This window comes from Lactobacillus psittaci DSM 15354 (assembly GCF_000425905.1).
In the GTDB taxonomy this organism is placed as follows: Bacteria; Bacillota; Bacilli; order Lactobacillales; family Lactobacillaceae; genus Lactobacillus; species Lactobacillus psittaci.
Genome location: NZ_AUEI01000011.1, coordinates 1 through 23,170 on the forward strand (window position 1 = coordinate 1; position 23,170 = coordinate 23,170).

The 23,170-nt window shown below is 35.9% G+C and carries 12 protein-coding genes; 10 read left to right on the forward strand and 2 right to left on the reverse strand.

What is annotated here, in order from left to right; all coding sequences use genetic code 11:
- Together H628_RS0103410 and H628_RS0103415 are read left to right on the forward strand one after the other, a co-directional pair.
- Positions 1-1,330 (forward strand): Rib/alpha-like domain-containing protein (locus tag H628_RS0103410; RefSeq protein WP_027825206.1); only part of this gene is annotated, 1,330 nt, incomplete at its 5' end.
- A gap of 128 nt (positions 1,331-1,458) precedes the next feature.
- The gene (locus tag H628_RS0103415) at positions 1,459-2,790 is read left to right on the forward strand and encodes an MATE family efflux transporter (RefSeq protein ID WP_027825207.1); all 1,332 of its coding nucleotides are present in this window, start codon (positions 1,459-1,461) and stop codon (positions 2,788-2,790) included.
- A gap of 35 nt (positions 2,791-2,825) precedes the next feature.
- On the opposite strand, the gene H628_RS0103420 is transcribed toward H628_RS0103415, so the two are convergent.
- Together H628_RS0103420 and H628_RS08020 are read right to left on the reverse strand one after the other, a co-directional pair.
- Positions 2,826-3,170: a PH domain-containing protein gene (locus H628_RS0103420; RefSeq protein ID WP_027825208.1), complete on the reverse strand. Its 345-nt coding sequence runs from the start codon at positions 3,168-3,170 to the stop codon at positions 2,826-2,828.
- A 2-nt stretch (positions 3,171-3,172) separates the two neighbouring features.
- Complete coding sequence (locus tag H628_RS08020) at positions 3,173-3,544, reverse strand: TetR/AcrR family transcriptional regulator (protein ID WP_027825209.1); 372 nt, start codon at positions 3,542-3,544, stop codon at positions 3,173-3,175.
- 145 nt (positions 3,545-3,689) lie between these two features.
- Between H628_RS08020 and H628_RS0103430 the strand changes: the two genes are divergently transcribed.
- From H628_RS0103430 to H628_RS0103465, 8 genes are all read left to right on the forward strand, one after another.
- Entirely contained in the window at positions 3,690-4,100 is a 411-nt protein-coding gene (locus tag H628_RS0103430; protein WP_027825210.1) for a helix-turn-helix domain-containing protein, read from the forward strand.
- A gap of 204 nt (positions 4,101-4,304) precedes the next feature.
- Positions 4,305-5,768, forward strand: a complete 1,464-nt coding sequence (locus H628_RS0103435; protein ID WP_027825211.1) for an amino acid permease — start codon at positions 4,305-4,307, stop codon at positions 5,766-5,768.
- Between the two features lie 123 nt (positions 5,769-5,891).
- Complete coding sequence (locus H628_RS0103440) at positions 5,892-6,287, forward strand: helix-turn-helix domain-containing protein (RefSeq protein WP_027825212.1); 396 nt, start codon at positions 5,892-5,894, stop codon at positions 6,285-6,287.
- A gap of 93 nt (positions 6,288-6,380) precedes the next feature.
- The gene (locus H628_RS07425; RefSeq protein WP_051237959.1) at positions 6,381-8,429 is read left to right on the forward strand and encodes a nitroreductase family protein; all 2,049 of its coding nucleotides are present in this window, start codon (positions 6,381-6,383) and stop codon (positions 8,427-8,429) included.
- 368 nt (positions 8,430-8,797) lie between these two features.
- Entirely contained in the window at positions 8,798-18,559 is a 9,762-nt protein-coding gene (locus H628_RS07880; RefSeq protein ID WP_034538213.1) for a Rib/alpha-like domain-containing protein, read from the forward strand.
- Positions 18,560-18,711: 152 nt separating this feature from the next.
- Entirely contained in the window at positions 18,712-21,213 is a 2,502-nt protein-coding gene (locus H628_RS0103455; RefSeq protein ID WP_169449740.1) for an AAA family ATPase, read from the forward strand.
- 80 nt (positions 21,214-21,293) lie between these two features.
- On the forward strand, positions 21,294-21,779 hold the full coding sequence (locus H628_RS0103460) for a PH domain-containing protein (RefSeq protein ID WP_027825216.1): 486 nt from the start codon (positions 21,294-21,296) through the stop codon (positions 21,777-21,779).
- A complete protein-coding gene (locus H628_RS0103465) occupies positions 21,772-23,148 on the forward strand; it encodes a PH domain-containing protein (RefSeq protein WP_027825217.1) in 1,377 nt (458 codons plus the stop codon). The genes H628_RS0103460 and H628_RS0103465 overlap by 8 nt, the downstream gene beginning before the upstream one ends.
- Positions 23,149-23,170: the final 22 nt, after the last annotated feature.

A 23,170-nucleotide genomic window follows, 5' to 3' on the forward strand; every position in this document is an offset into this window, starting at 1 on the left:
CTTGAATGATCCAACAACTAAGGTCCCAGTCAAGGATAAGGATCACATTACCCCAGAAGATAAGGACAAAGTCATCAAGAATGTGAAGGATGCCAACCCAGGAAAAGACATTACTGACATTTCAGTAGATGAAGATGGTACTTTCCACGGCAAAGTAAATGGTCACGATGTAACTATTCCAGGTGAAAAGACTGTTTACGAAAAGGGTGATGATGACGACACTAAGCCAGAAGGCCAAGATGTCAATACTAACGAAGATGGTTCATTACCAGATGCTAAGGAAGCAATTAAGAACTTACCAGACTTACCTTCAGGTACTGATGTTAAATGGGGTGACGGTGCAAGTGAAAAGGCTAAAGGCCTGAAACCAGGTGAAAGTACAACTGTACCAGTAGTTGTAACAATTCCAGGCAAGGGTCCACAAACTGTTCAAGTGACAGTAACTCGTCCTAAACCAACCCCAACTCCAGTAGATCCAGAAACTCAAGGTGTCAACACTGACAATGATGGTAATTTACCTGATGCTAAGGAAGCAATTAAGAACTTACCAGATTTGCCAAAGGATACTAAGGTTGACTGGGGTGAAGGAGCTAAAGATAAGGCTAAAGGCTTGAAGCCAGGAGAAAGTACAACTGTACCAGTAGTTGTAACTATTCCAGGTAAGGGCCCACAAACTGTTCAAGTAACAGTAACTCGTCCTAAATCAACCCCTACACCAACCCCAACTCCAGCTCCAAAGAGTGATGCTGATACTTATGGTGTTGAAACTCAACCAGTTAAGACTGACGATCATGGTAAGTTGCCAGCTGCTGACGAAGGCATTAAGAACTTGAAGGACTTACCTTCAGGTACTCACACTAAGTGGGGTAAAGGTGCTCAAGAAACTGTTGATCAAATGAAGCCAGGAGAAACTAAAGGTATCCCTGCTACAGTTGAATTCCCAGATGGTTCAAAGAAAGACATTACTATTTCAGTAACTAAGGTTGTTGTAAACCACGATTCTGGTAATGATTCAGGCAATAATTCTGACGATAACAACTCTAAATCAGATAACAATAACAATTCAGCTACTGATAACAACTCTAACAACAGTAACTCAAATGCTAATGCAAATAAGGCAAATACTACTAACAATAGTAAGAGTCAAACTTCTGGAAACAGAAACTTGAATAACAATTCAAGTCGCCATGCAAACAAGTTTGATCAAGTAAATGCTGATAAGTTACCACAAACTGGTGAAAAGAATGAAGAATCTGTTTTATCAGTTTTAGGTATGGCTTTACTTGGCCTTGCAGGAGTAGCGTTGTTAAAGAAGAAAAAAGAAGATTAGTTAATCTTTGATATAAAAGGTGCAATATCATAAAGGTATTGCACCTTTTTATTTTTAAAAAAACTACAATTTCTTAAAAATTCTTCTTATAATGGATATTAGCCTTTTTAGGAGGAATGAAAAAAGTTATGAATGAATTATTTGCTAAAGCACCTATTAGACAAGTCTATTTTAAGTTAGCTTTTCCAGTTGTTTTAGGGATGATTACGACAATGGTGTATAACCTAGCTGATACGATGTTTGTCGCCAAGACTGGAGATGCTAACTTAGTTGCTGCAGTAACTATTAGCACGCCACTAATCAACTTTTTAATTGCCTTTTCTGATATCCTGGGACTTGGCGGCAGTAGTGTAATTTCTCGTTTATTTGGTGAGAAAAAATATGAAAAAGCAAGGCGAGTAAGTAGTTTTTCAATTTATGCTGGGATTATTGCGAGCTTTCTTTTGACAATAATCTTACTAATCTTTGAAAAGCAAATTCTGTGGCTTTTTGGTGCTCGTGCAAGTACTTATGCTGATGCGGCCGAATTTTATCGGGTATTTGCAATTGGGGCAGTTTTTATCATGTGTTCCTTAATTCCGCAGAATTTACTCAGAACTGAAGGCTTAGCCTTAGAAGCCATGGTTGGTTCAATCTCAGGGACTGTGATTGCGATTATTTTAGATCCTATCTTTTTGTTTGTCTTTAAGCTGGGAGCAACTGGAGTTGCAACTGCTAATTTAATTGGTTTTATCGTAACAGACACTGTTTTGTTTTATTACATGATTAAACGAGCAAAATTTATTAATGCTAAGCTGAAATTCATTAAAGTTGAACGATACTTGTTCAATGAAGTAATTGCGATTGGAATTCCTAGTTCGGTAAATCAATTTGCTAATACTTTTGGTATGGCGCTGCTTAACAGTACTTTAGCAGCTTATGGCGCTAAAGAAGTTGCGGCTATGGGAATTACCCAAAAGATTTATAGCATTGTAATTCTAGCAATTGTTGGATTTACTTTTGGGTCACAACCTTTAATTGGCTATAACTACGGCGCTAAGAACTGGAAGAGATTGAAAGCGGCGTTATATTTTGATATTTTGGTTCAAGTAGTCTATGCAGCAGTTTCAGCGCTCATATTAATTATTTTCGCTCATACAATTGTTGGGTTGTTTATGAATGATACTGCAATTGTTAATTCAGGTAGTTATATGTTATTTGCTACTTTGATTACTACTCCTTTGGCTGGGGTAATTATGGTTTACACGACGGTCTTTCAGTCAATTGGTAATGCCTGGGGAGCTTTGATTATGTCGCTTGCTCGTCAAGGCATTGTCTATTTTGCTGCGATGATGTTTTTAGAACACATTTTAGGTTTACATGGAATTATCTGGGCTCAAGCTGCTTCTGATGTAATTACATTCATCATCGGATATATTATTTTTACTAAGAGTTTAGATTTAAAAGATAAGTTAGGTTGATAAAAACGGCACTTCGTTTGAAGTGCCGTTTTTGGTTATAAGTTGTTAATTTTATCGACCCATTCATGAGGATTATCAACTGATAAAACCAAACGATTGTAGTGTTCCCCTTTTAATTGAATCACGATGATGTCGCTACCTTTTTTTGCGTTATAAAAGTTTATTTCGTTATTATAATGAAAGCTACCGGCATAATAGCCCAAAGCTGCAGTACCAGGAGAACGTAATCCTTTTTTATCAAAAAGAATGGTGTTATCTAATGTTGCACCAGCGATATGGTTTAGGGGGATAACTAATTTATTTTTGAGAGACCAAAGTTTATCTAAACCTTGGGGCTCGACTATTAAATTGTTATTTTCAATACTTAGCTTATTTCTCATTTTTAATACCTCTCGATTTTTGCAATAGAAAGCAACTTTTTACCTAAGAGCAACTCTAATTCCTTATTTGAAAAACTTTGACACCAATCTTGTATTAGAGTATGAATTTCTTTGTCACGTCTGCTTAACTCAAGCATTGCTACAAGCATTAAGTGAGTTGTTTTTTCACCATCCTTAGCTTGTTTCATATTATTCTGAAGAACAGCTAAAAACATACCACGTTTACTGCCGAATTCAGAATATAAACTTCCTCTTAACAAACCAGTTGCTTTTACTAAATCGTCAAGAGAAGTAGCTTCATAGCCATACTGTAAGAAAACAGATGTTATTGCTTCTATCACTTCATTTGAATTATATTTCTTTTTTCTTCCCATGATTTTATTATAGTTATTTTTGACTGATTAGTCAAAAATAACAAATATGCAACTGTGACGAGCGTAGAAAAGCTGTATAAGTGCTGGTGTGCAACTAGTGAGTGCGATAAAATGCATTTAGATTTTTGATATAGGAGAATAAAAAATGAACAACTTAAATGAACGTCTAAAAAATTTGAGAGAAGCTAATAATTTATCTCAAGAAGAAGTAGCTAGTAGATTAAAGATATCAAGACAATCTATTTCAAAATGGGAACTGGGTGATTCAATGCCAGATATAGAAAAACTTACGGAGTTAAGTAAAATTTATGGAGTAAGCTTAGATTATTTAGTAGGGAACTCAAAATCAGAAAGCATTAAGATTAATGAACAAATTTTACGGAAAAAGCGAAATGCTTTACAAGTGATTTTGTGGTCAGCTTGCGTTGCAATCGTTATGTTACTAATTATGTTTTTTGAAGATGGGCGAGCAGGCGTATTGTTAATTTTTGCAATTCCGGTATCTGCTTGGATTAATTATTATTATCAATGCCAAAAATCAAAACTAACAAATTAGTTTTGAGTGATTTTGAAGCTTAAAGAAGTCAAAAAAGTTGGGGTTTGAAGATAAAAGTCATATTTTGCGACTTTTTCAAATTTTATTTGTTAAAACTTGAAGTAAAATGATAGATAATAAAAGCGCTTACTATAATTTGTTTTAGAAATAAGATATCGATAATTTGTACCGATAACTATATTTAAAACTAGGAGTTAGTGAAATATGGAAGAACAACATGTTAAAAACAAAGTTGGGCTTGGTGGCTTAACTGGATTAATTGTTGGCGGAACTATAGGGTCAGGTATTTTTGCCTTACCTGCGACGTTAACTGCTGGAGCCAATCCAGAAGGTATTTTAATTGGTTGGGCAATTGTAGCCCTTGGAATGTTTTCATTGGCGGGTGTGTATCGAAATTTGACTTTGCAACAACCTGAAATCGATGATGGTATTCATGGTTGGTCTAAACATCTTTTTGGTGATATGGGTGGTTTTATTGCTAACTATGGTCATGGTATTGGTGATGCCATTGGTAATGCTTCATATCTAACCGTTATTTTTTCAGCGCTTGGTGGCTTCAGTTTTTTGCAAATATTTGGTAATGGGACAACTTGGCCATCAATTATCGGAGCATCAATTCTACTTTGGATTGTTACCGGATTGGTTTTAAAAGGAATTAAAACTTCAACGGTGATGAATAACATTACAACAATTGCAAAAGTTATTCCGATTGCAATGTTTATTATTTTGGCAATTTTGAATTTCTCACCCCATATTTTCTTAGCACATTTTTCATCAACGGCTGTGTTTGATGTAGCTTCAAATCATTGGCTACATGTTTCGATATTTGATCAATCAAAGTCGGTTTTGCTTTCTGCAATGTGGACTTTAATCGGAATTGAATCAGGAACCATTTTTGCTACTAGAGCTAAGAAATTAAGTGATGTAGCTAAAGCTACCAACTTAGGTGCACTTTTTGTTATTATCCTTTTGGTCGGTACTTCAGTCTTATCATTGGGGTTACTTGCTCCAAATAAAATCTCTAAGCTTCATGATCCATCAGTTGCTGGCCTAATGGAGCACATGGTTGGACCTTGGGGCGGATGGTTGATTTATATTTGCTTGATTGTTTCTGTGGTTGGTGCTTTGATTGCATGGGTTAACTTATGTAGTGAACAATTAAGAGTAGCTGGGCGTGGTGGCTCAGGAGCTAAATGGCTTGCTGAACTTAATGAAGCAGAAGCCCCTAAGAATGCATTATTAGTAACGACCGGTTTAACTCAAGTATTGATGATTATCGCCGGACTATATTCAGCAGGCTATGCAGTCCTACTTAAGTTCTCAACTTCGATGGCGATTGTACCATATTTCTTTGCTAGTCTTTACGCTTTAAAGAGTGTTGTTATGGGAATAGGCTTTAAGAACTTGCCTACTTATAAGCGACTGACTTCAGCTATTTATGCAATTTTGGCAACAGTGTTTACTTTGTTTATGATTTTTGGAGCCGGATTGCGATATTTATTGCTAGGTGCCATTATTTGGATGACTGGATTTGGTTTCTTTTACCAAGGCAAAAAAGAAAAAGGTTTAAAGTTAAGCAAAGTTGAATGGTTCTGGTGGTGTGTGATTGCACTAATGGCAATTGCAGGAATTATTGGACTTTTGACTGGATTGCTTAGTTTTAAATAATTTAATTCATTCCCCGAGCAATAGTTGCAACTGAAAAGTGCGCAAAAATCAGGTATAGTTGGTAGTGTGCAACCGAAATGAGCAATATAATTTGCTTATCAAATTTAAAAGGAGCTAGCTATCATGAATGAGATTAGTCAACGTCTCAAGAGCTTAAGACTTGAAGCGCAGATGTCACAAGAAGATCTTGCGGCAAAACTTAATGTGTCTCGCCAATCAGTATCAAAGTGGGAAACTGGTGAGAGTGTACCTGATATTTTAAAATTACGCCAACTTAGTCAATTATTTAATGTTTCAATTGACTATTTAGTCGGTAATGAAGCATTTATTCCCAAAGATAAAGATGAAGATAGTCATCAAAAAGCATTGAAAAAACGGACAATGCAAGGGATTCTTTGGAGCGTTGCATTTTTAATCAGTATGTTTGGTTATGAAGTTTTAAAAGAAGAAGGATGGTTAATTGCTATTTTCGTAGCAATTCCGATATCTTTTTGGATTAATTATTATGTTGATAAATAAGATGAACCTTATCTCGTTTCGAGATGAGGTTTTTTGGTATTTTAATGTCTTGCTGTATTATAATAGGTACAAATACTAGCGAGGAGATTATTGATGGAAGCGATTAATGCAGAAGTTAAGCAGGCTTTTGAAGCATTTTTTACTGAAGAAGAGAATTGGCATGTGGTGGCTTTTTCTTCAAGTAATAGTTTGATGGGAAATAGCTACTATGTTTACCTTTATCGTCAAGAGCGGATATATGCTTTTAGAATCTCTGATCATCCGAGCAGTTATCGTTATATTCAAGGTTATAATGAAATTAGTTACCGGCCACCTTTGCAAATTAGAGATATTTATCAGGCTTTGCAAAAGTTAGACTTAAATAACTTGGCTAGTTCGCATCCCTTTGGTAAAATCGAACTCCTTCTTTTGCGGATGATTCAAAGCAGTACTTCTAAAAGTCATCATACTAACTTTTACCTTTATAAAAATGAAATTCGCCTTCAGCGTCATGCGCGTTCATATCCTAAGATTATCATTGATCCAGTTTTGGTTAAGAAAATGCATCTACTTGAACACTTGCGGTTAATCAATCGGGCCGATACAAATTCATTATATGTGACACCATCTGGCAATGATTTGTTAGATTTGGGTAAACTTTTTGATCGCAAAAATGATTTTAGCGACTTATATGACTGGGAAGATATCTTAAGTTATTTTAATAAGGATAACTTACTTTATGGCAAGCCATCAATTTATAAGAAGAACTTAATGACCTCAAATTCAAAACTTGCTAAAAAGTTAGTCCGTGGCTATAGCACACCTCTTGACCGTAAGTTTAGTCAGATAACTAAAGAGTTGCGTCCAGATTCAATTTTTAAATTTAAAAATGATGCTGCCTGGCAAGATTTTGTTTTGGACAACGTCAATCGATATTTAGGAGCAAAGTTTGATATTTTAACAGTTGCTCGCTTGACGGGGAAGAGAGTGATTGTTCAGTATTTTGATCAAAGTGGCTTATATTCAGTACTGTTAACTGCTGAATTAAATGATAGTGAGACTGAATTTTTTACTGCCATAATTCCAATTGAACTTGATTCACAAGATCGGGATAAAATTGTTAAGAAGTTGAAGCAAACTAATTTTCGACAGGGTAAGCGAAACTTAAAATGGATTCAATTTGTTTGGTTGAAAATTGTTGATATTTGTTCAAGTCAACCTAATTTGCTTAGCGTTAATGATGATGGGACTGTTTCAGTTAAATATGGAACAGATAGCTATGATTTTGGCCCTGCAAATGGTAAGTATATATTTAATTTGATGGGATTAGGTTGGGTCAAAAAAGATGATACTAGTCTTGTCATTAGTGATTTAGGAAAGAAATGTTTACATAATTTTGCCTTGCTTGCTAAAACTAAGCCTGTTCGCTGGCAGGAGGAGTTAGATAAGTTGTCTTTTGATAACTTATTAGCAGAATTTCAGACTAATTATGAAGCTAGCCGGGTAGCTGAAGTCAAAACAATGATTGGAGCAACTAAAAAACGCCGGACTGTACGCAAGTTCAAAAAGGATGCAGTTGCTGTCAATAAACTTGATGCTCTTTATGAACGGGTGGCCTTTTTAAATAAAAAATATGGTGTTCATATTAAGATAGTTGAAGGGCAAGCTGATGCTATTCCTTGGTATCTGAAATTCTTTTATGCTAAAAATGCTAAGAATTATATCGTATTAACTGGAAATCAGGAAAGTCAACAAACATTAGGCTATGTTGGAGCAGACTTAATGCTATATTTAAAGACTATGGGCGTTGATAGCTGGTTTATTGGTGATACTTTTAATAAGCGTAAGCTTGAAAAAAGATATCATCTTCCAGTACAAGCTATCATTGAATTTGGTTATGCCCAAACGGAACCTCTAGCTCACAAGATCAAAGATATAACGGAAGTTGTAACTCCAGGAGAATATCCATCTTGGTACTTAGCTGGAGTATATGCTGCATTGCTAGCACCAACAGCATTTAATCGACAAAATTTTATCTTTAGCTATCAAAATCATCTTGTAAGTTTAAAAGTTACTGATAGTCCATATGCAGATTTAGAAAGAGGAATCTTGAAGTATAATTTTGAATTAGCTAGTGGACGAAATATTAGTCATATTAGTTAAGTTGTTAGTTTTAAGCGAATCAAACTTTTAGTTTGATTCGCTTTTTTAGACTGATAGTTGTCAAATTAAGCTGCTAAAAACTGTAAGGAATTAATGTTTTTTTATAAATTTATATATAAGTACACAGTAACTCTAAATTTGTTATTTTATATTTTTATATTATGTATTAGAACATAAATGCCCATATATAGTTATTTCTATAATGAGTAATTTAGAAGAAACTTTAGTGAGAATTAGTAATATAATCCTAAAAAGCGCTTGTTATAAAATATTAGTTATTTAATAACAAAAATCAACAATTTGTAATTGTAATCCATTATAATATTTATCATATTGTGAAAACATCAACTTTATTAGGGGGGATTACCATGAGAAACATGTTTGATGAAAAACAACGCTTCTCACTAAGAAAATTATCTATTGGGGTAGTATCTGTCTTACTTGGAGTTACCTTTGTCAATAATGCCCAAGTAGTTCAAGCAGATACTCAAAATGGGGGGGTAACTAGTCCGGCTAGTTCCTCATCTTCAAGTAATGCATTAGATGCTAATGAAGTAACAACACCTAGTTATCAAAATACTTCTGATAAAAGTAATATTACTGACAGCAGTGATAATGCTCAAACTTACGTTAATAACACACGTCAATCTAGCATGAGTAGCGCTGCGACTACTAATATTGATCAAGCTAAAGGCATGGATTACATGCGACAAAATAGTCAAGTAAATCCTGGTAAGATTTTTGCCGGGGGTCCACAAAACTGGGGCTGGGCTTCTGATATGACTAAGAATTATAAGATTACTCAAGAAGCACAAGCTAATGGTACTACTAAATGGACCGTAACTTTCTTGCCTGATGGTAAATACTACTTGAACAATATTGTTAACCATGCAGATAGTGGAGCCTATGCACTTGTTATTTCCAAAGATAATGAGGTTGTCAAAGATGCGAACGGTCATTTATTTACTATTAATGAAACTTTGCGTTCTGATGTAGCAAGTTTAGGTGGCGTTAAAGTTAAGAGTGCAACTACATATATTAATGGTGAAGGTTCACAAAGTTATGCTGCATATGATCAAGCAGCGATTAATAGATGGATTGCTAGTGATCCTAGTGTTGCAGCTACTTACCTAAGTAGTGGTAAGACACCTATTAATTTTGCTACTGGTTTTGTAACAAGTAGTATAACAGCCTTTACTAATTCAAGTTCTGCAGCTCAACGTTCAAAAGTTCTGAATGACCGTGCTCTTTACATGGATTCATATGGTATTGTCCCAAGAGACAGTACTAACTATGACAACGTCCATGGTTTCAATAGTGGAATTGATAAGGATGGACATGGTAGTTCTTACTGGCAAAAAGCATTCAAAATGGATGAAAATAATGCCAATAAGAATCAAAACCAAAATATGTGGGGTAATAAAAATCCTGCTATTGATGTCAATGACTTTGGCTATGGAATCTTATTTAGAACCCAAGGTTCCAAGCTGTTAGATGATCATGCTGGTGCCACATGGACTGTTACCTTTTACACAAAACCTAGTGGTGAAAAGGTTTCTACATATAGTGGTGTGATTGCTTTAGGGAATGAAGGTGTCCCTCAAAATGCAGATGGTGGTGCTACTAGAGGACAAGCTGCCAAGACTAATACTGATATTCACTTGATGCAAGCTGCTTCAAGTGGGGTAAGTTCTGGTAAGGTAATTACTAGTGATTCATTAGATGCAGCCACTGCTCAAGTTAATGTGGTTGTTAAGAATGCCACTACTGGAGCTACAACTACTATTCCAGCTGTTAACTATACTTTGACTAAGTCATCATTAGCTGATGTTACTGGTAATACTAACTCAAGTGTTAGTTCAGTAACTGATAGTGTGGTTCCAACTACTGGGGCTGTTCAAAAGAACTACTACATTTCAGAATCATTTGCTTATAGTAATGATACAGCTGAAATGCAAGCTAAGATTGATAAGGCACTTAACCCAACTGCAGATAGTGGAAGCAAGTACTTAAACTTAAAGATTAATAATTTAGCTGACCTTGAAAAGGCTGGCTTTAAGGCAACTACTAGTTATGATGCAAGTAGCAAACAATATGTAATTACTGTTGCTAATGCTGATAAGGATAATGCCAAGTATCCTGCGCAAGCTCCTGCAACTTTAACTGTCGTTAATGACAAGACTAACTTAAGCCAAGATGCGGCTTCAACAACTAAGGTAACCGGCTTAATCAAGGGTGCCAATTCAAATGTTACTGATGTTACTTACAGTGATATTGATCAAGTAGCTACTTTAACTTATGCTGATGGGTCAACTAATTCTGTTTCTTATAATGACTTAGTAGTTCAAGTTCCAGCTAAAACTATGATTTTCCAAGATTCTGGTGCTACTACTTATACAATTACAGATGACGAAGCAGGCACTATCAGTGCTAAGGTTAATGCTGCAAATGCTAGTGCTAAGTTAGGTGTAAAAGTAAACCAAACTGATGATAAATATGATGGGTCAGTAACTGTTTCAAGAACTTCTGCTTCAGGAGTTTACCAAACAGCTACTTTGACACCAGCTCAAACTATTATTAATATTCCTAACCCAGTATTAGTTAAGAATAAGACCAATATCACAGCAGAAGAAAAGCAAAAAGTTGTAGATAACTTAAAGTCTGCTAATAAGACAATTTCAGATGGATTTACTTCAGCTTCTGTTGCTTCAGATGGTACTGCAAGTGTAACTTTTGCTGATGGCTCAAAAGCTATTACTGTTCCTGGTACTAAGACTGTTTTTGAAAGTATTCACCAAAGCATTATTCCACCTTATGGGCTAGTTTGGGTAAAAGATCAAACTAATTTAACTAGTTCAGAACTTGATCAAGTTAAGCAATTATTTAAGGATGCTAATGATGGTGCTACTGAGGTTGGTTTCGGCGCCAATAATACAGGTGTAACTGTTAAATATTCTGACGGTCAAGTATTAACTCTTGATGGAGTACGTGCTAACCAATATACAATTAACTACCCTAAGCGAGTTTTGGTTCCAGTTGGTGAAACTGTAATTTCAGTAGGGGACGATGTCTATAAAGCCGCCTTCCAAGAATCTATTCAAAATAAGGGTATTTTAGATGGTGTAGATTATCTATTTACTTTTAGTAGAGACAGTAGTGGAAATGTTACATATACTATTTCTGCTAACAATGATTCAAAGAGATTAGTATATAGCCAAGGAAAACTAGACGCTAAATATACAACTGTCTTTGTTAAGAAGTTAGTCAAAGTTGCAGATCCAAATAACTTAACTAATCAAGATAAACAAAATATTAAGGATCAATTAACTAAGGATAATCCTAATATTCTATTTGATTGGAATAATACAACTATTAATAATGGATACAACTCTACTTCAACTCTTAGCTTTAGTGAAGGTAACCCTACTTTAGATGTAGTTAACTCTAACTTAATCTATGCCGACGCAGTGGCTCCTAAAGCAAAAACAGCTGTTGGTGATCCAGATAATTTAACTAATGATCAAAAGCAATCAATTATTGATAAAGTAGTTGAAGCTAATAAAGATCGTGGGGTAACCTCTGCTACTGTTGACCAAAATAATGGCAAGGTTATTGTAACTTATGGTGATAGCGGTGTAACTGAAACCATTCCAGTAAGTGATACTATTGTCTACATTCCAGCTAGAACAGCTGTATCTAATAAGGCTAATAATTGGACTAATCCCGACTACACTTTGAATGATTCAGAAAAGACTAATGTAAAATCTACTGCAGAAGCTGCTAACAAGGGCTACACTGCTCAAGTTAATAATGATGGTAGTGTTTTATTAACTGATGATAGTGGTAATACTGCAACCTTGACTACAGATCAAACAACTTTAAAGGTACCTAAGAGAACCGTTGTTGCTGATAAGAAGCACTTGACTTCTGATGAAAAGAAAGCTGTTTTAACGGCTATTAAGAAGTTAAATCTAGATATTTCTGACTCTAGTGTAATTGCTGATGATGGTACAGCGACTGTTTCATTTACTGATAACGGATCTAAGACTAAGGTTGCGGGCGATTTATTGGTATACCAAAATGAAACTTTAAATAAGCCATCAACTTTGACTCCTGTTGTTGATAAATCTAATTTGACACCTGCAGAAATTAGTCAAATTATTCAAAATGTTGAAGATGCTAATATGTCTGGCGGGACAACATATTTATCAGATGTGAATGTAGAAAAAGATAGCAATGGGAATAACGTTGTTTCTGCCACTTTGCCAGATGGTACAACTCAACAATTAACTATGGATGATGTGGCTGTAACAATTCCACTTAGAACTGTTGTTGAAAATAAGGGGAATAAAGCTGATGAAACTGGTAAATTAGTGCCAATTTATCGTTTAGACGATGGCGAAAAGCAAGCTATGAAGGATGCATTCTTAAAGGACAATCCAAACATTGCTTCTGATCATGTACAAGCACATGCTAGTGGTGATATTACTGTTTATGATGATAATGGTAACGAGATTGCAACTATTCCTGCAGACAAGACTACTTTTAATATTTCAACTAGAATTGGTGTTAAGGATCAAGAAAAATTAGATTCTGGTGAAGTTCAAGCAGTTACTGAAGTTCTTAAGCAGGGTAACGTTAATGTGGATACTACTAAGATTTCAGTAGGTACTAACGGTAAGGCAGAAGATATGGCCAAGGTTAGCTTCACAGATGGTACGCGTTCAATTACTATTCCAGGTGAGAAGCTTACTGCACAAATCGTTAACAACATGGTTTATCCATTAGAAGTAACTTCTAAGACTTTAGTAACTGATCCAGCTATGTTAACTGACAATGACAAGGCTCAGATTGAAAACAGTCTTAGAAAGAACAATCCAAAAGTTCAAAGTTATGAATATGGAACTGATGAAAGTGGCAATCCAACAATCACTGCAATCTATCCTGATAATTCAAAGACTACAATTCCATTATCTGTAGTTGTTGCTAAATATCCTGAAAAGACTCAGATTAAGTTAAGTGAACGTAGTAATAATCCTACTGCAGCTTTGAATAATACTCAAAAGGATAAGGTTGCAACTGCAGTTAAAACTGCAAATCCTAATGCAGAAGTAACTGTTAACGATGATGGTTCAGTTACTATGACTGAAATAGTAACTTACAATGTGCCAACTCCAGTAGCTGGTGGAGATATGCATGATCCAAATGTTCAAGTTACTACTAAGGAAGTAACCAAGACTATTACAACAACTATTTCTGCACCAGATACAGTAATCAACGTTCCTAATAAGGTTAAGGTTGATAATGTTTCTAGTCTAACTCCATTTGAAAAGTCTAAGGTTTGGGATGCAATTAAAGCCGCAAATCCAAATACTAAATTCAATGGTGTTGATATTATCAATATCGTTGAAAGTAATGGTGACACTCCAGTTACCTTCCAAGACGGCAGCCCTCAGACTAAATTGACTGACTTAGTTGCCAAAAAGACTGTTGCTGATACTGTAGTAGTGAATATCCCATCTGAAAGAACAATTGTTAATAATAAGAAACAATTATCTGATGAGGACAAAGAAGCTGTTAAGACTGCAATAGCGAATGCCAACCCTGCTTCTGATGGAAAGCCAACAGTTACAATTGATTCTGATGGTAATATCAAGCTTACATATAGTGATGGTTCAGCAGTAGACTTACCAGTAAAAGTTGATAAAATAACTGTCCAAGCTCCAGTGCGTCAAATTGTTCAAGCTAAGAATGAAAATGGCACAACTACTTTCCCAATTGATAAAGAAGCAATTAAGACAGCATTTACTACAGCTAACCCAGATTTAAATAGCGATAATGTTGTAGTTGACAATATTGGTGGAGTAAACTACACCGGTTCAGGAATTGATGATCCAAGTGTTTATGTTCCAAGAGATGTAACAACTATTAAAGTTGGACCTAAGGTTTTAGTAGAAAATCCTACTTCCTTAACTGATGATGAAAAAGACCAAGTAATTAGCATTATCAAGAAGAATAACTCTGATCCGGTTATTAATGAGCATGGTAACTTTAATCCAATTACCCGTGATTCATTCCAAGAAGATGGGTTACATGTAACTTATCCAGCAGGTCAAGGTCAAGATGTGGTGATTCCATATAGTGATTTGGTTGAACAAGCTGCTAAGGGACAAGATACTTATGTTGCTAAGGGTGAAACTGTAAATCCTAGTGATTTAATCGCTAATAAGGGTGCTTTACCAGAAGGTACAACACCAACTTTGAATGATTCAATTGATACTTCTACTTCAGGTGTAAAGAAGGCCACAGTAACTGTAACTTATAGTGATGGCAATAGTACCCAAGTAACTGGTAACGTTCACGTAATTGAAGCAGGCAATCCAGTTAAAGTCGGCTTGAACCACAACTTTACAGCTGAAGAAGCTAAGAGTGCAATTAACCCTAATGCTGAATTGCCAGAAGGTGCAACATACAGCTGGAAGACTACTCCAGATACTTCTACTTCAGGAAGTGATAAAGCTGGTGTAGTTACTGTAACTGTTGGTGATAAGAGTGTTGATGTACCAGTTAAGGTTAATGTAGCTAGTGATGCAGACGAAGCTGTAACGCCAGTTCCTGAAAATCCTATAACTGTAAAGCATAATGCAGAGTTACCAAAGGCTGAAGATGTAATTACTAATAAGGATGCTCAAAAGGATCCAGCTAATACTCACTACAGCTGGGATCCAGAAAATACACCAAAGACAGATACAGTTGGAGAATTCCCAGGTAAAATTATTGCTACATTCCCAGATGGCAGCACTAAGCCTATAGATGTAACAGTTAAAGTAACTCCATTAGATAATGAAACTTATTCTGCTAAGGGTAAGACAGTAAATGTAGATAAAGGCACAGATCCTGTCGCAAAAGATAGTATCGATAATACAGCTGATCTTCCAGAAAATACTGAGTATACTTGGACTGAGAAACCTGATACTTCTACTTGGGGTGACAAGCCTGGAACAGTTCATGTAACTTATCCAGATGGTTCAACTCAAGATGTAAATGTAACTGTCCACGTAAATAGTGATGCCGATAAGTACAATCCAACTACTCAACCAATAACTGTTGATCATAATGAAGACTTAACTGGTAGGGCTAGTGACACAGTTGATTCAAATAACTACCCAATTACCAAGATTGATTGGCAATCCGTTCCTTCAACAGAAACTCCTGGTGGAGTTCCTGCAAAGGTTGTTGTAACTTACGAAGATGGTAGTGCTGATACTCTTGATACAACTGTAAATGTTCGTCCAGCTCAATCAGAACAATTTGATCCAGCGTCACAAGAAATTCCTACTCGAATTAATCAAGTTCCAAAAGCCGAAGATGGTATTCAAAAGCAAGATAAGAATGGTAAAGACATGCCAACTGATGCTGAATATAGTTGGGCAAAAGAACCAGAAGTTTCTAAGAGTGGTGAAACTACTGGTGTGGTTAAAGTTACTTATAAAGATGGATCTGTAGATCAAGTGACTGTACCAGTTAAGGTTGTTTCTGACGGAGATGAAAATAATCCTAAAGCGGACTCTGTCTCTGTAAAACGTAATGCGGATTTACCAAAGGCTGAGGATGTAATTACTAATAAGGCAGATATGCCTAATGGAACAACATACAGTTGGGACCCAGAAAATACACCAAAGACAGATACAGTTGGAGAATTTTCAGGTAAGATTATTGCTACATTCCCAGATGGCAGCACTAAGTCTGTAGATGTACCGGTAATTGTTACTACCAATGATGCCGACAACTTCAATAGTAATTTCGATAAGGTACTAGTGAAGGGTGACGCCGACTTAACTGACAAGCAAAAGCAAGAAGTTAAGGATAACGTTACTAAGAAAAACACCGACAAGGGTATTACCAACATCGATGTTAAGGGTAACGGTTCAACAACTGTAACTTTTGAAGATGGCAGTAAGAAGGAATTGACGCCAGATCAAACAATCAAACGTTATGAAATTGGTGAACCATTGACTAACACTGGTGACGCAGACACAGACCTCAACCCATTTGACAAGACTACTGTAAAAGATGCAGATAAGTTAACAGATGAAGAAAAAGGTCAAGTAGCCAAAAACATCAAGAAGACTAATGGTGACAAGCACATCTCAACTGTAGAAGTTAAGGACAATGGCCGCACTATCGTAACTTACGAAGATGGTACACAAAAGGAATTGACACCTGATCAAACTATCATTAGTAGTAAATTAGGTGATCCATTGATTAACAGTGGTGAAGCAGATACAGACCTTAACTCATTTGACAAGACTACTGTAAAAGATGCAGATAAGTTAACAGATGAAGAAAAAGGTAAAGTAGCAGAAAACATCAAGAAGACTAACGGTGACAAGCACATCTCAACTGTAGATGTTAAGGACAACGGCCGCACCATCGTAACTTTTGAAGATGGTACACAAAAAGAATTAACACCTGATCAAACTATTATTAGTAGTAAATTAGGTGAACCATTGACTAACACTGGTGACGCAGACGCAGACCTTAACTCATTTGATAAGACTACTGTAAAAGATGCAGATAAGTTGACTGATGAAGAAAAAGGTCAAGTAGCCAAAAACATCAAGAAGACTAATGGTGACAAGCACATCTCAACTGTAGATGTTAAGGACAATGGCCGCACCATCGTAACCTTTGAAGATGGTACACAAAAGGAATTGACACCTGATCAAACTATTATTAGTAGTAAGACGGGTGATCCGTTGATTAACACAGGTGACGCAGATGCCGACCTTAACCCATTTGACAAGACTACTGTTAAGGACGCAGATAAGTTAACTGATGACGAAAAGGGTCAAGTAGCCAAAAACATCAAGAAGACTAACGGTGACAAGAACATCTCAACTGTAGAAGTTAAGGACAATGGCCGCACCATCGTAACCTTTGAAGATGGTACACAAAAGGAATTGACACCTGATCAAACTATTATTAGTAGTAAATTAGGTGATCCATTGATTAACCATGGTGAAAGTGAAGACTTGAACCACAACATTAAGAAGGTACCAGTTGAAGGTGACAGAGATATTACTGATACTGAAAAGGTAGAAGTAATTAAGAACATCAAGGATGGTAATCCAGACAAGGACATCACAGATGTAACTGTTAAGCCAGATGGTACAGCAACTGTAACAATGAGTGATGGTACTCAAAGCACCTTTACACCAGAAGAAACTGTGAACCGCTACAAGTTAATCGATCCATTGACTAACCCAGGCGAAGACAAGAGTTTCAACTCTAACTTCGACAAGGTACCAGTGAAGGGTGATAGCGACTTAACTGATGAACAAAAAGAAACAGTTAAGACCAATATCACTAAGTCAAACACTGATAAGGGAATTACTAACATTGACGTTAAGGGTGACGGTTCAACCACAATTACTTTCGAAGATGGTACAAGTAAGGAATTAACACCAGATCAAACAATCAAGCGTTACGAACTTGGTGAACCATTATTTAATGAAGGCGAAGACAAGAACTTCAACTCTAACTTCGACAAGGTACCAGTGAAGGGTGATGGCGACTTAACTGATGAACAAAAAGAAGCAGTTAAGACCAACATCACTAAGTCAAACACTGATAAGGGAATTACTAACATCGATGTTAAGGGTGATGGCTCAACTACAATTACTTTCGAAGATGGTACAAGTAAGGAATTAACACCAGATCAAACAATCAAGCGTTATGAACTTGGTGAACCATTATTCAATGATGATACTAACAAGGGTAGCCAAGGTGGCGACAGTACTGTTGTTCCTCATGGTGATACTAATTCAGATAATAACAATAATGAAAATGGTACTCACAATGAAAGTGATGAAAATACAGACACAACCACTGTTCGTCCATCAGAACAAACTAATTCAAATAAAGAATCCGACAAGTCAACTAAGACTGATAAGTCTGACAATTTAAACACAAGTTCTAAGAGTACTTCAGCCAACTCAGCTATAACTAAGTCTAAGGCTAAGACTCTTCCACAAACTGGTGAAAATAAAGTTGGATTAGAAGTGCTAGGTTTAACTTTGTTAGGTTTAGCAGGTATGTTATTCATTAGTAAGAAGAAAAAGGACTAAAATATTTTAGTCAAATTTCTACTAAATAACATGTAAATTAAGAATCAAGCATTTTTGCTTGATTCTTTTTTTGTATAGGTATGATTAAGCTGGTGTTAGATATACTTTAAGAATCAAAGGGTTATAATGATGATATGAATGGAGAGAATGAAATGGAACCTAATAATATTGAAGTATATGGTGCTAGTTTAAATAACTTAAAGAATTTGAAGCTTAAGATTCCTTTACACAAGTTTGTCGCTATTACTGGCCCCTCTGGTGCCGGTAAAAGTTCACTAGCAATGGGGATTCTTTATGCAGAAGGTTCAAGGCGCTATTTAGAAGCCTTATCAACTTATACTCGCAGACGAATTTCCCAGGCTAAAGAAACTGGTGTTAGGGAAGTACGTCATATTCCATCAGCTATTGCTTTAAGGCAAAGGCCAACTGTACCTAGTGAACGTTCAACTGTTGGCTCAATGAGTGAGATTCTTAATGTAATTCGTTTAATCTTTTCACGCCTGGCTAGTCCAGTTTGTCCAAATGGACATAGAATTGAACCAAGTTTGGCAATCGCTAAGGCAATGGATGCGCCTGGAGATAAGATGGGGAAAATCACCTGTCCTGCTTGTCAGGTAGAATTTATGGCAAAATCTGCGGAAGACTTTGCCTACAATTCAGGTGGTGCCTGTCCTAAGTGCCATGGAACTGGTAAAGTGCAGACTTTAGATCCAACTAAAATTATCCCTGATGATAGCAAAACGATTAATGAAGGTGCGGTTGCTTCTTGGCGTTTACCTGGGCGCAACTTTATGAATACTGTTGCCGCAACTTTAGGTGTGCGATTAGATGTTCCATTTAAAGATTTAACTGCTAAAGAAAAAGATTTTGTTTTACACGGTGAAAAGAAAAAGTACGCAGTTGATTTTCACACTTCAACTGGGCGAGTCTATAGCACCGATGGAACGCTCTATGAAAATGCTTATGAAGCAGTTTATGCCTCTTTAAAGACTGCTAAGACTGAACGCAGTTTGACTAGAATTAATAAGTTTTTTAAGTTTTCAACTTGTCCGCTTTGTCATGGTAATCGCCTAAATCCTGAATTATTAAAGCAAACCGTTGCGGGAATGAACATAGCTGAAGTTTCTAATTTAACCTTGGCTGAGTTAGTTCATTTTGAAAGTAAGACTATAAATTGGTTACCTAGTGAAATGAAAGGCATGGTTAAAGCAATCTTCAAAGACTTAGAGGATGACTTGACTCCGTTACTTGATTTGGGGTTAGATTATTTAACCTTAGCTCGAAGCGGAAATACGCTATCAACGGGAGAACTACAAAGAATTCAATTAGCCCGAACTTTGCGAACAGAAACAACTGGCGTCTTGTATGTATTAGATGAGCCAACAATTGGACTTCATCCAGATAATGTCTCAGGCTTGTTAAAAATCTTCCGTAAGTTAATTGACCAGGGAAACTCACTAGTAGTTGTTGATCATGAAGTCAGTGTAATTGAAGCTGCTGATTGGGTGATTGAAATCGGTCCAGAAGCTGGAGAAAAAGGTGGCCGCATTGTTGCGGAAGGAAGACCAAAAGATTTAGAAAATAATTCTAAGTCAATGATTGGCAAGTATTTATCTGGCACTGCCAAAATTACTAGTTTAAAAGAGCAAGATATATCTCTAGCGCAATCAACGCAATTAAAGGTAAAGGACTACTTCAACTTGCATGACGTTGAAGTGGCAATTCCAGATGAGAAGTTAACAGCTGTAACGGGCTTTTCAGGCGCGGGTAAAACTAGTCTGATTTTAGACAGTTTAGTGCCAGCTATTAAAAATCCACACGCATTACCAGCGCAGGTAGCGAAGTTAACAACTGCTATCAAGTCGGTTGTAAGTGTCGATGCTAAGCCAGTTGGAAAGAATACACGTTCATGTGTTGCCACCTATACTTCAATTATGGATAATTTGCGTCATTTGTTTGCAAATTTATCTGATGCTAAAGAGCAAAAGCTAAAAATATCTGCTTTTTCATACAATAATAAACAAGGTGCCTGCCCAACCTGCCAGGGGCTAGGCAAGATTTCGCTTGATTTGCAGTATTTACCTGATATGGAACAAACATGTCCAACTTGTCAGGGTCAGCGTTTTGCCCCAAATATTTTAAAAATAAAATGGCATGATTATTCAATTGCTGATCTTTTGAATCTTTCAGTAAATGAAGCGATTCCTGTTTTTGCTAAAGAAAGTAAAATTTTACGTGAATTAACTTTATTGCAAGAAGTAGGATTAGGCTATTTGCATTTAGGAGAAAGTACGCCAGAATTATCTGGTGGTGAGGCACAACGTTTGAAACTAATTAAGCATTTGCAAAAGTCTTGCAAGCATACCTTATTTGTTCTTGACGAACCAACAATTGGGCTTCATCCAAGTGATATTCAAGTTTTACTTGAAGTTTTACGTCGTTTGCAGAAAAAAGGAGCAACAATTGTCATCATTACCCATGATTTAGATATTATGACTAATTGTGATTATTTAATTGACCTAGGTCCAAAAGGCGGAAGTAATGGTGGACAAGTAATGGCAACTGGTAATCCTTTTGCTCTAGTAAAGAGTAATCAAAATAGTTTAACTTTACAGTATTTACGCCAACATTTTGCAAAATATCATCTGGCTTAAGGAATAATATTATAAAATAATAACTCTACTTGCTATAATTTTAGTAAGTAGAGTTTTTTGATAGAAGGAGGAGAATTGAAATGGTAAATAAATTGCCAAAAGAAATAACCAAAGTCTGGCTTGTTAAAAATATTTTAGATGTTGTGGGAACAATCGTTGGCTTTGGAATTATCTATTTTGTCTTAAAAATTTTTGTTGATAAAAACTGGCTATACCTTGCTTTATTAGTCTGGACTGTATTGTTTGCGTTAGTTATCTTATTTGACTTGATTCAAATTCTTCTGATTCCGTATATCTACAATTTTTGGACTTACCAAATAACTGGTGAATTTGTGGAATTGCACAAGGGGTATATTTTTAGAAAACAAATTACCATTCCACTTGCGCGTCTGCAGACAGTTACCTTGGAAGCTGGGCCAATCTTACGCTGGCAGAATTTGACAGAGTTATATTTGCATACTGCTTCTTCAAGTGAAAAGATTTCGGGCTTAAGGCTAGAAGATGCTAAGAAGTTTAGAAAGCAGCTTTTAACTATTATTCAAAAAGCGGGTGATTCGCATGAATAAACACTTATCACCAGTAGCTATATTGTTTTTCTTAAAAGATCAAATCAGTAGTAAAATCGGTCTTCTGCCTGCTATTCTTGTTGTTTGTAACTATCTAAATTTTTTTAAAGGGCAGTATTTTATTCAAATTAGCTGCTTTGTAGTACTAGTTTTATTAGCTGCTTTTGTTGAATATTTTTGCTTTACCTATGAAATCTTGGAAGATGAGCTGGTTATTCGTTCCGGCTTATTTGAAAAGAAGGAAAAGCATATCCCTTATTCAAGAATCCAAACAATTCATACCAATCATCCGTTTTGGATGGAGCCGTTAAAGTTAACAAAAGTTATTTTGGAAACTGCTAATCAAGACGATGATGGGGTAGTAATTTTGCGAGTTATTAGTCAGGTAGAGCTTGAACGCTTGCAAGCTGCGATGCAAGTGGCTGAATCGAAAGCTGAAGATGAAGTAAAAGGATATTTAATTAATAGTCGAGATTTAGCAATTTATACTTTAACTTCGCCTGGAATTATTGCTGGGATTGTGCTAGTTTGGGGCCTTTATGGAAAGCTAAGCGATTTTAATATTAAGATTGATTTTAGCTGGCCTGTATTTATACTTGTTTTACTAGTAGGGATTGTTCTTTCTTTTTTAGCTACTTGGCAACGTTATTACAACTTTAACATCTATAATGAACAAAATCAGTTAAAGGCAAAGAGTGGTCTTTTTACTAAAACACAAATGACTTTGCCTGTTAAGAGAATTCAGGGAATCATTTTTGAAGCTACTTATTTTAGATTTTTGACTAGGTTGGTTAGCATTCAAGCCATTGCCTCTTCAAAGGTAACTGGTGAAGAAGAAGGCAATATTAATCTGATTCCTGTAGTTGAAGCTAAGCATGCTGCAGATGCTTTACATGAGTTACTTCCTACTTGGCCAAGTGTAATTAAGAAACTTACGCCATTAGCTAAAAGTGGAAAGCGAGCTTTATTTGTTTATCGGTTTAACTGCTGGTTTTGGATTAGTTTAGTAGTTAATTTACTAGCTTATTTATATCTTGGGCAAGCCTTTATTTGGATTCTTATTTTAAGTCTGGTATTCGGTTTGTATGTTTTATTTATTAGCATACTTATTAGTAAGACTAGTGGAGTTAGCTTTGATGATAAATATTTATATCTTGGAACTAAACGCTATTTTAAAATTATCAAAGCAATATTACCGAGAGATAAGATTCAATATTTGAAGCTAAGTCAAAGTGTTTTAATGAAGGGAAAAAAGTTAATGCATATAGAGCTTGAAGTAATGGATAAAAACTATGGATACCAAGTACGAGTTCGTTATTTGCCAGAACAAGTTGCTAAGAATATACAAAAATGGTTTATGGAAAAATAAGTAGATAATGCTAAAATTAACT

Coding starts and splice junctions, on each gene's coding strand:
- H628_RS0103415 (WP_027825207.1), top strand. CDS start 1,459: ATGAATGAATTATTTGCTAAAGCACCTATTAGACAAGTCTATTTTAAG.
- H628_RS0103420 (WP_027825208.1), bottom strand. CDS start 3,170: ATGAGAAATAAGCTAAGTATTGAAAATAACAATTTAATAGTCGAGCCC.
- H628_RS08020 (WP_027825209.1), bottom strand. CDS start 3,544: ATGGGAAGAAAAAAGAAATATAATTCAAATGAAGTGATAGAAGCAATA.
- H628_RS0103430 (WP_027825210.1), top strand. CDS start 3,690: ATGAACAACTTAAATGAACGTCTAAAAAATTTGAGAGAAGCTAATAAT.
- H628_RS0103435 (WP_027825211.1), top strand. CDS start 4,305: ATGGAAGAACAACATGTTAAAAACAAAGTTGGGCTTGGTGGCTTAACT.
- H628_RS0103440 (WP_027825212.1), top strand. CDS start 5,892: ATGAATGAGATTAGTCAACGTCTCAAGAGCTTAAGACTTGAAGCGCAG.
- H628_RS07425 (WP_051237959.1), top strand. CDS start 6,381: ATGGAAGCGATTAATGCAGAAGTTAAGCAGGCTTTTGAAGCATTTTTT.
- H628_RS07880 (WP_034538213.1), top strand. CDS start 8,798: ATGAGAAACATGTTTGATGAAAAACAACGCTTCTCACTAAGAAAATTA.
- H628_RS0103455 (WP_169449740.1), top strand. CDS start 18,712: ATGGAACCTAATAATATTGAAGTATATGGTGCTAGTTTAAATAACTTA.
- H628_RS0103460 (WP_027825216.1), top strand. CDS start 21,294: ATGGTAAATAAATTGCCAAAAGAAATAACCAAAGTCTGGCTTGTTAAA.
- H628_RS0103465 (WP_027825217.1), top strand. CDS start 21,772: ATGAATAAACACTTATCACCAGTAGCTATATTGTTTTTCTTAAAAGAT.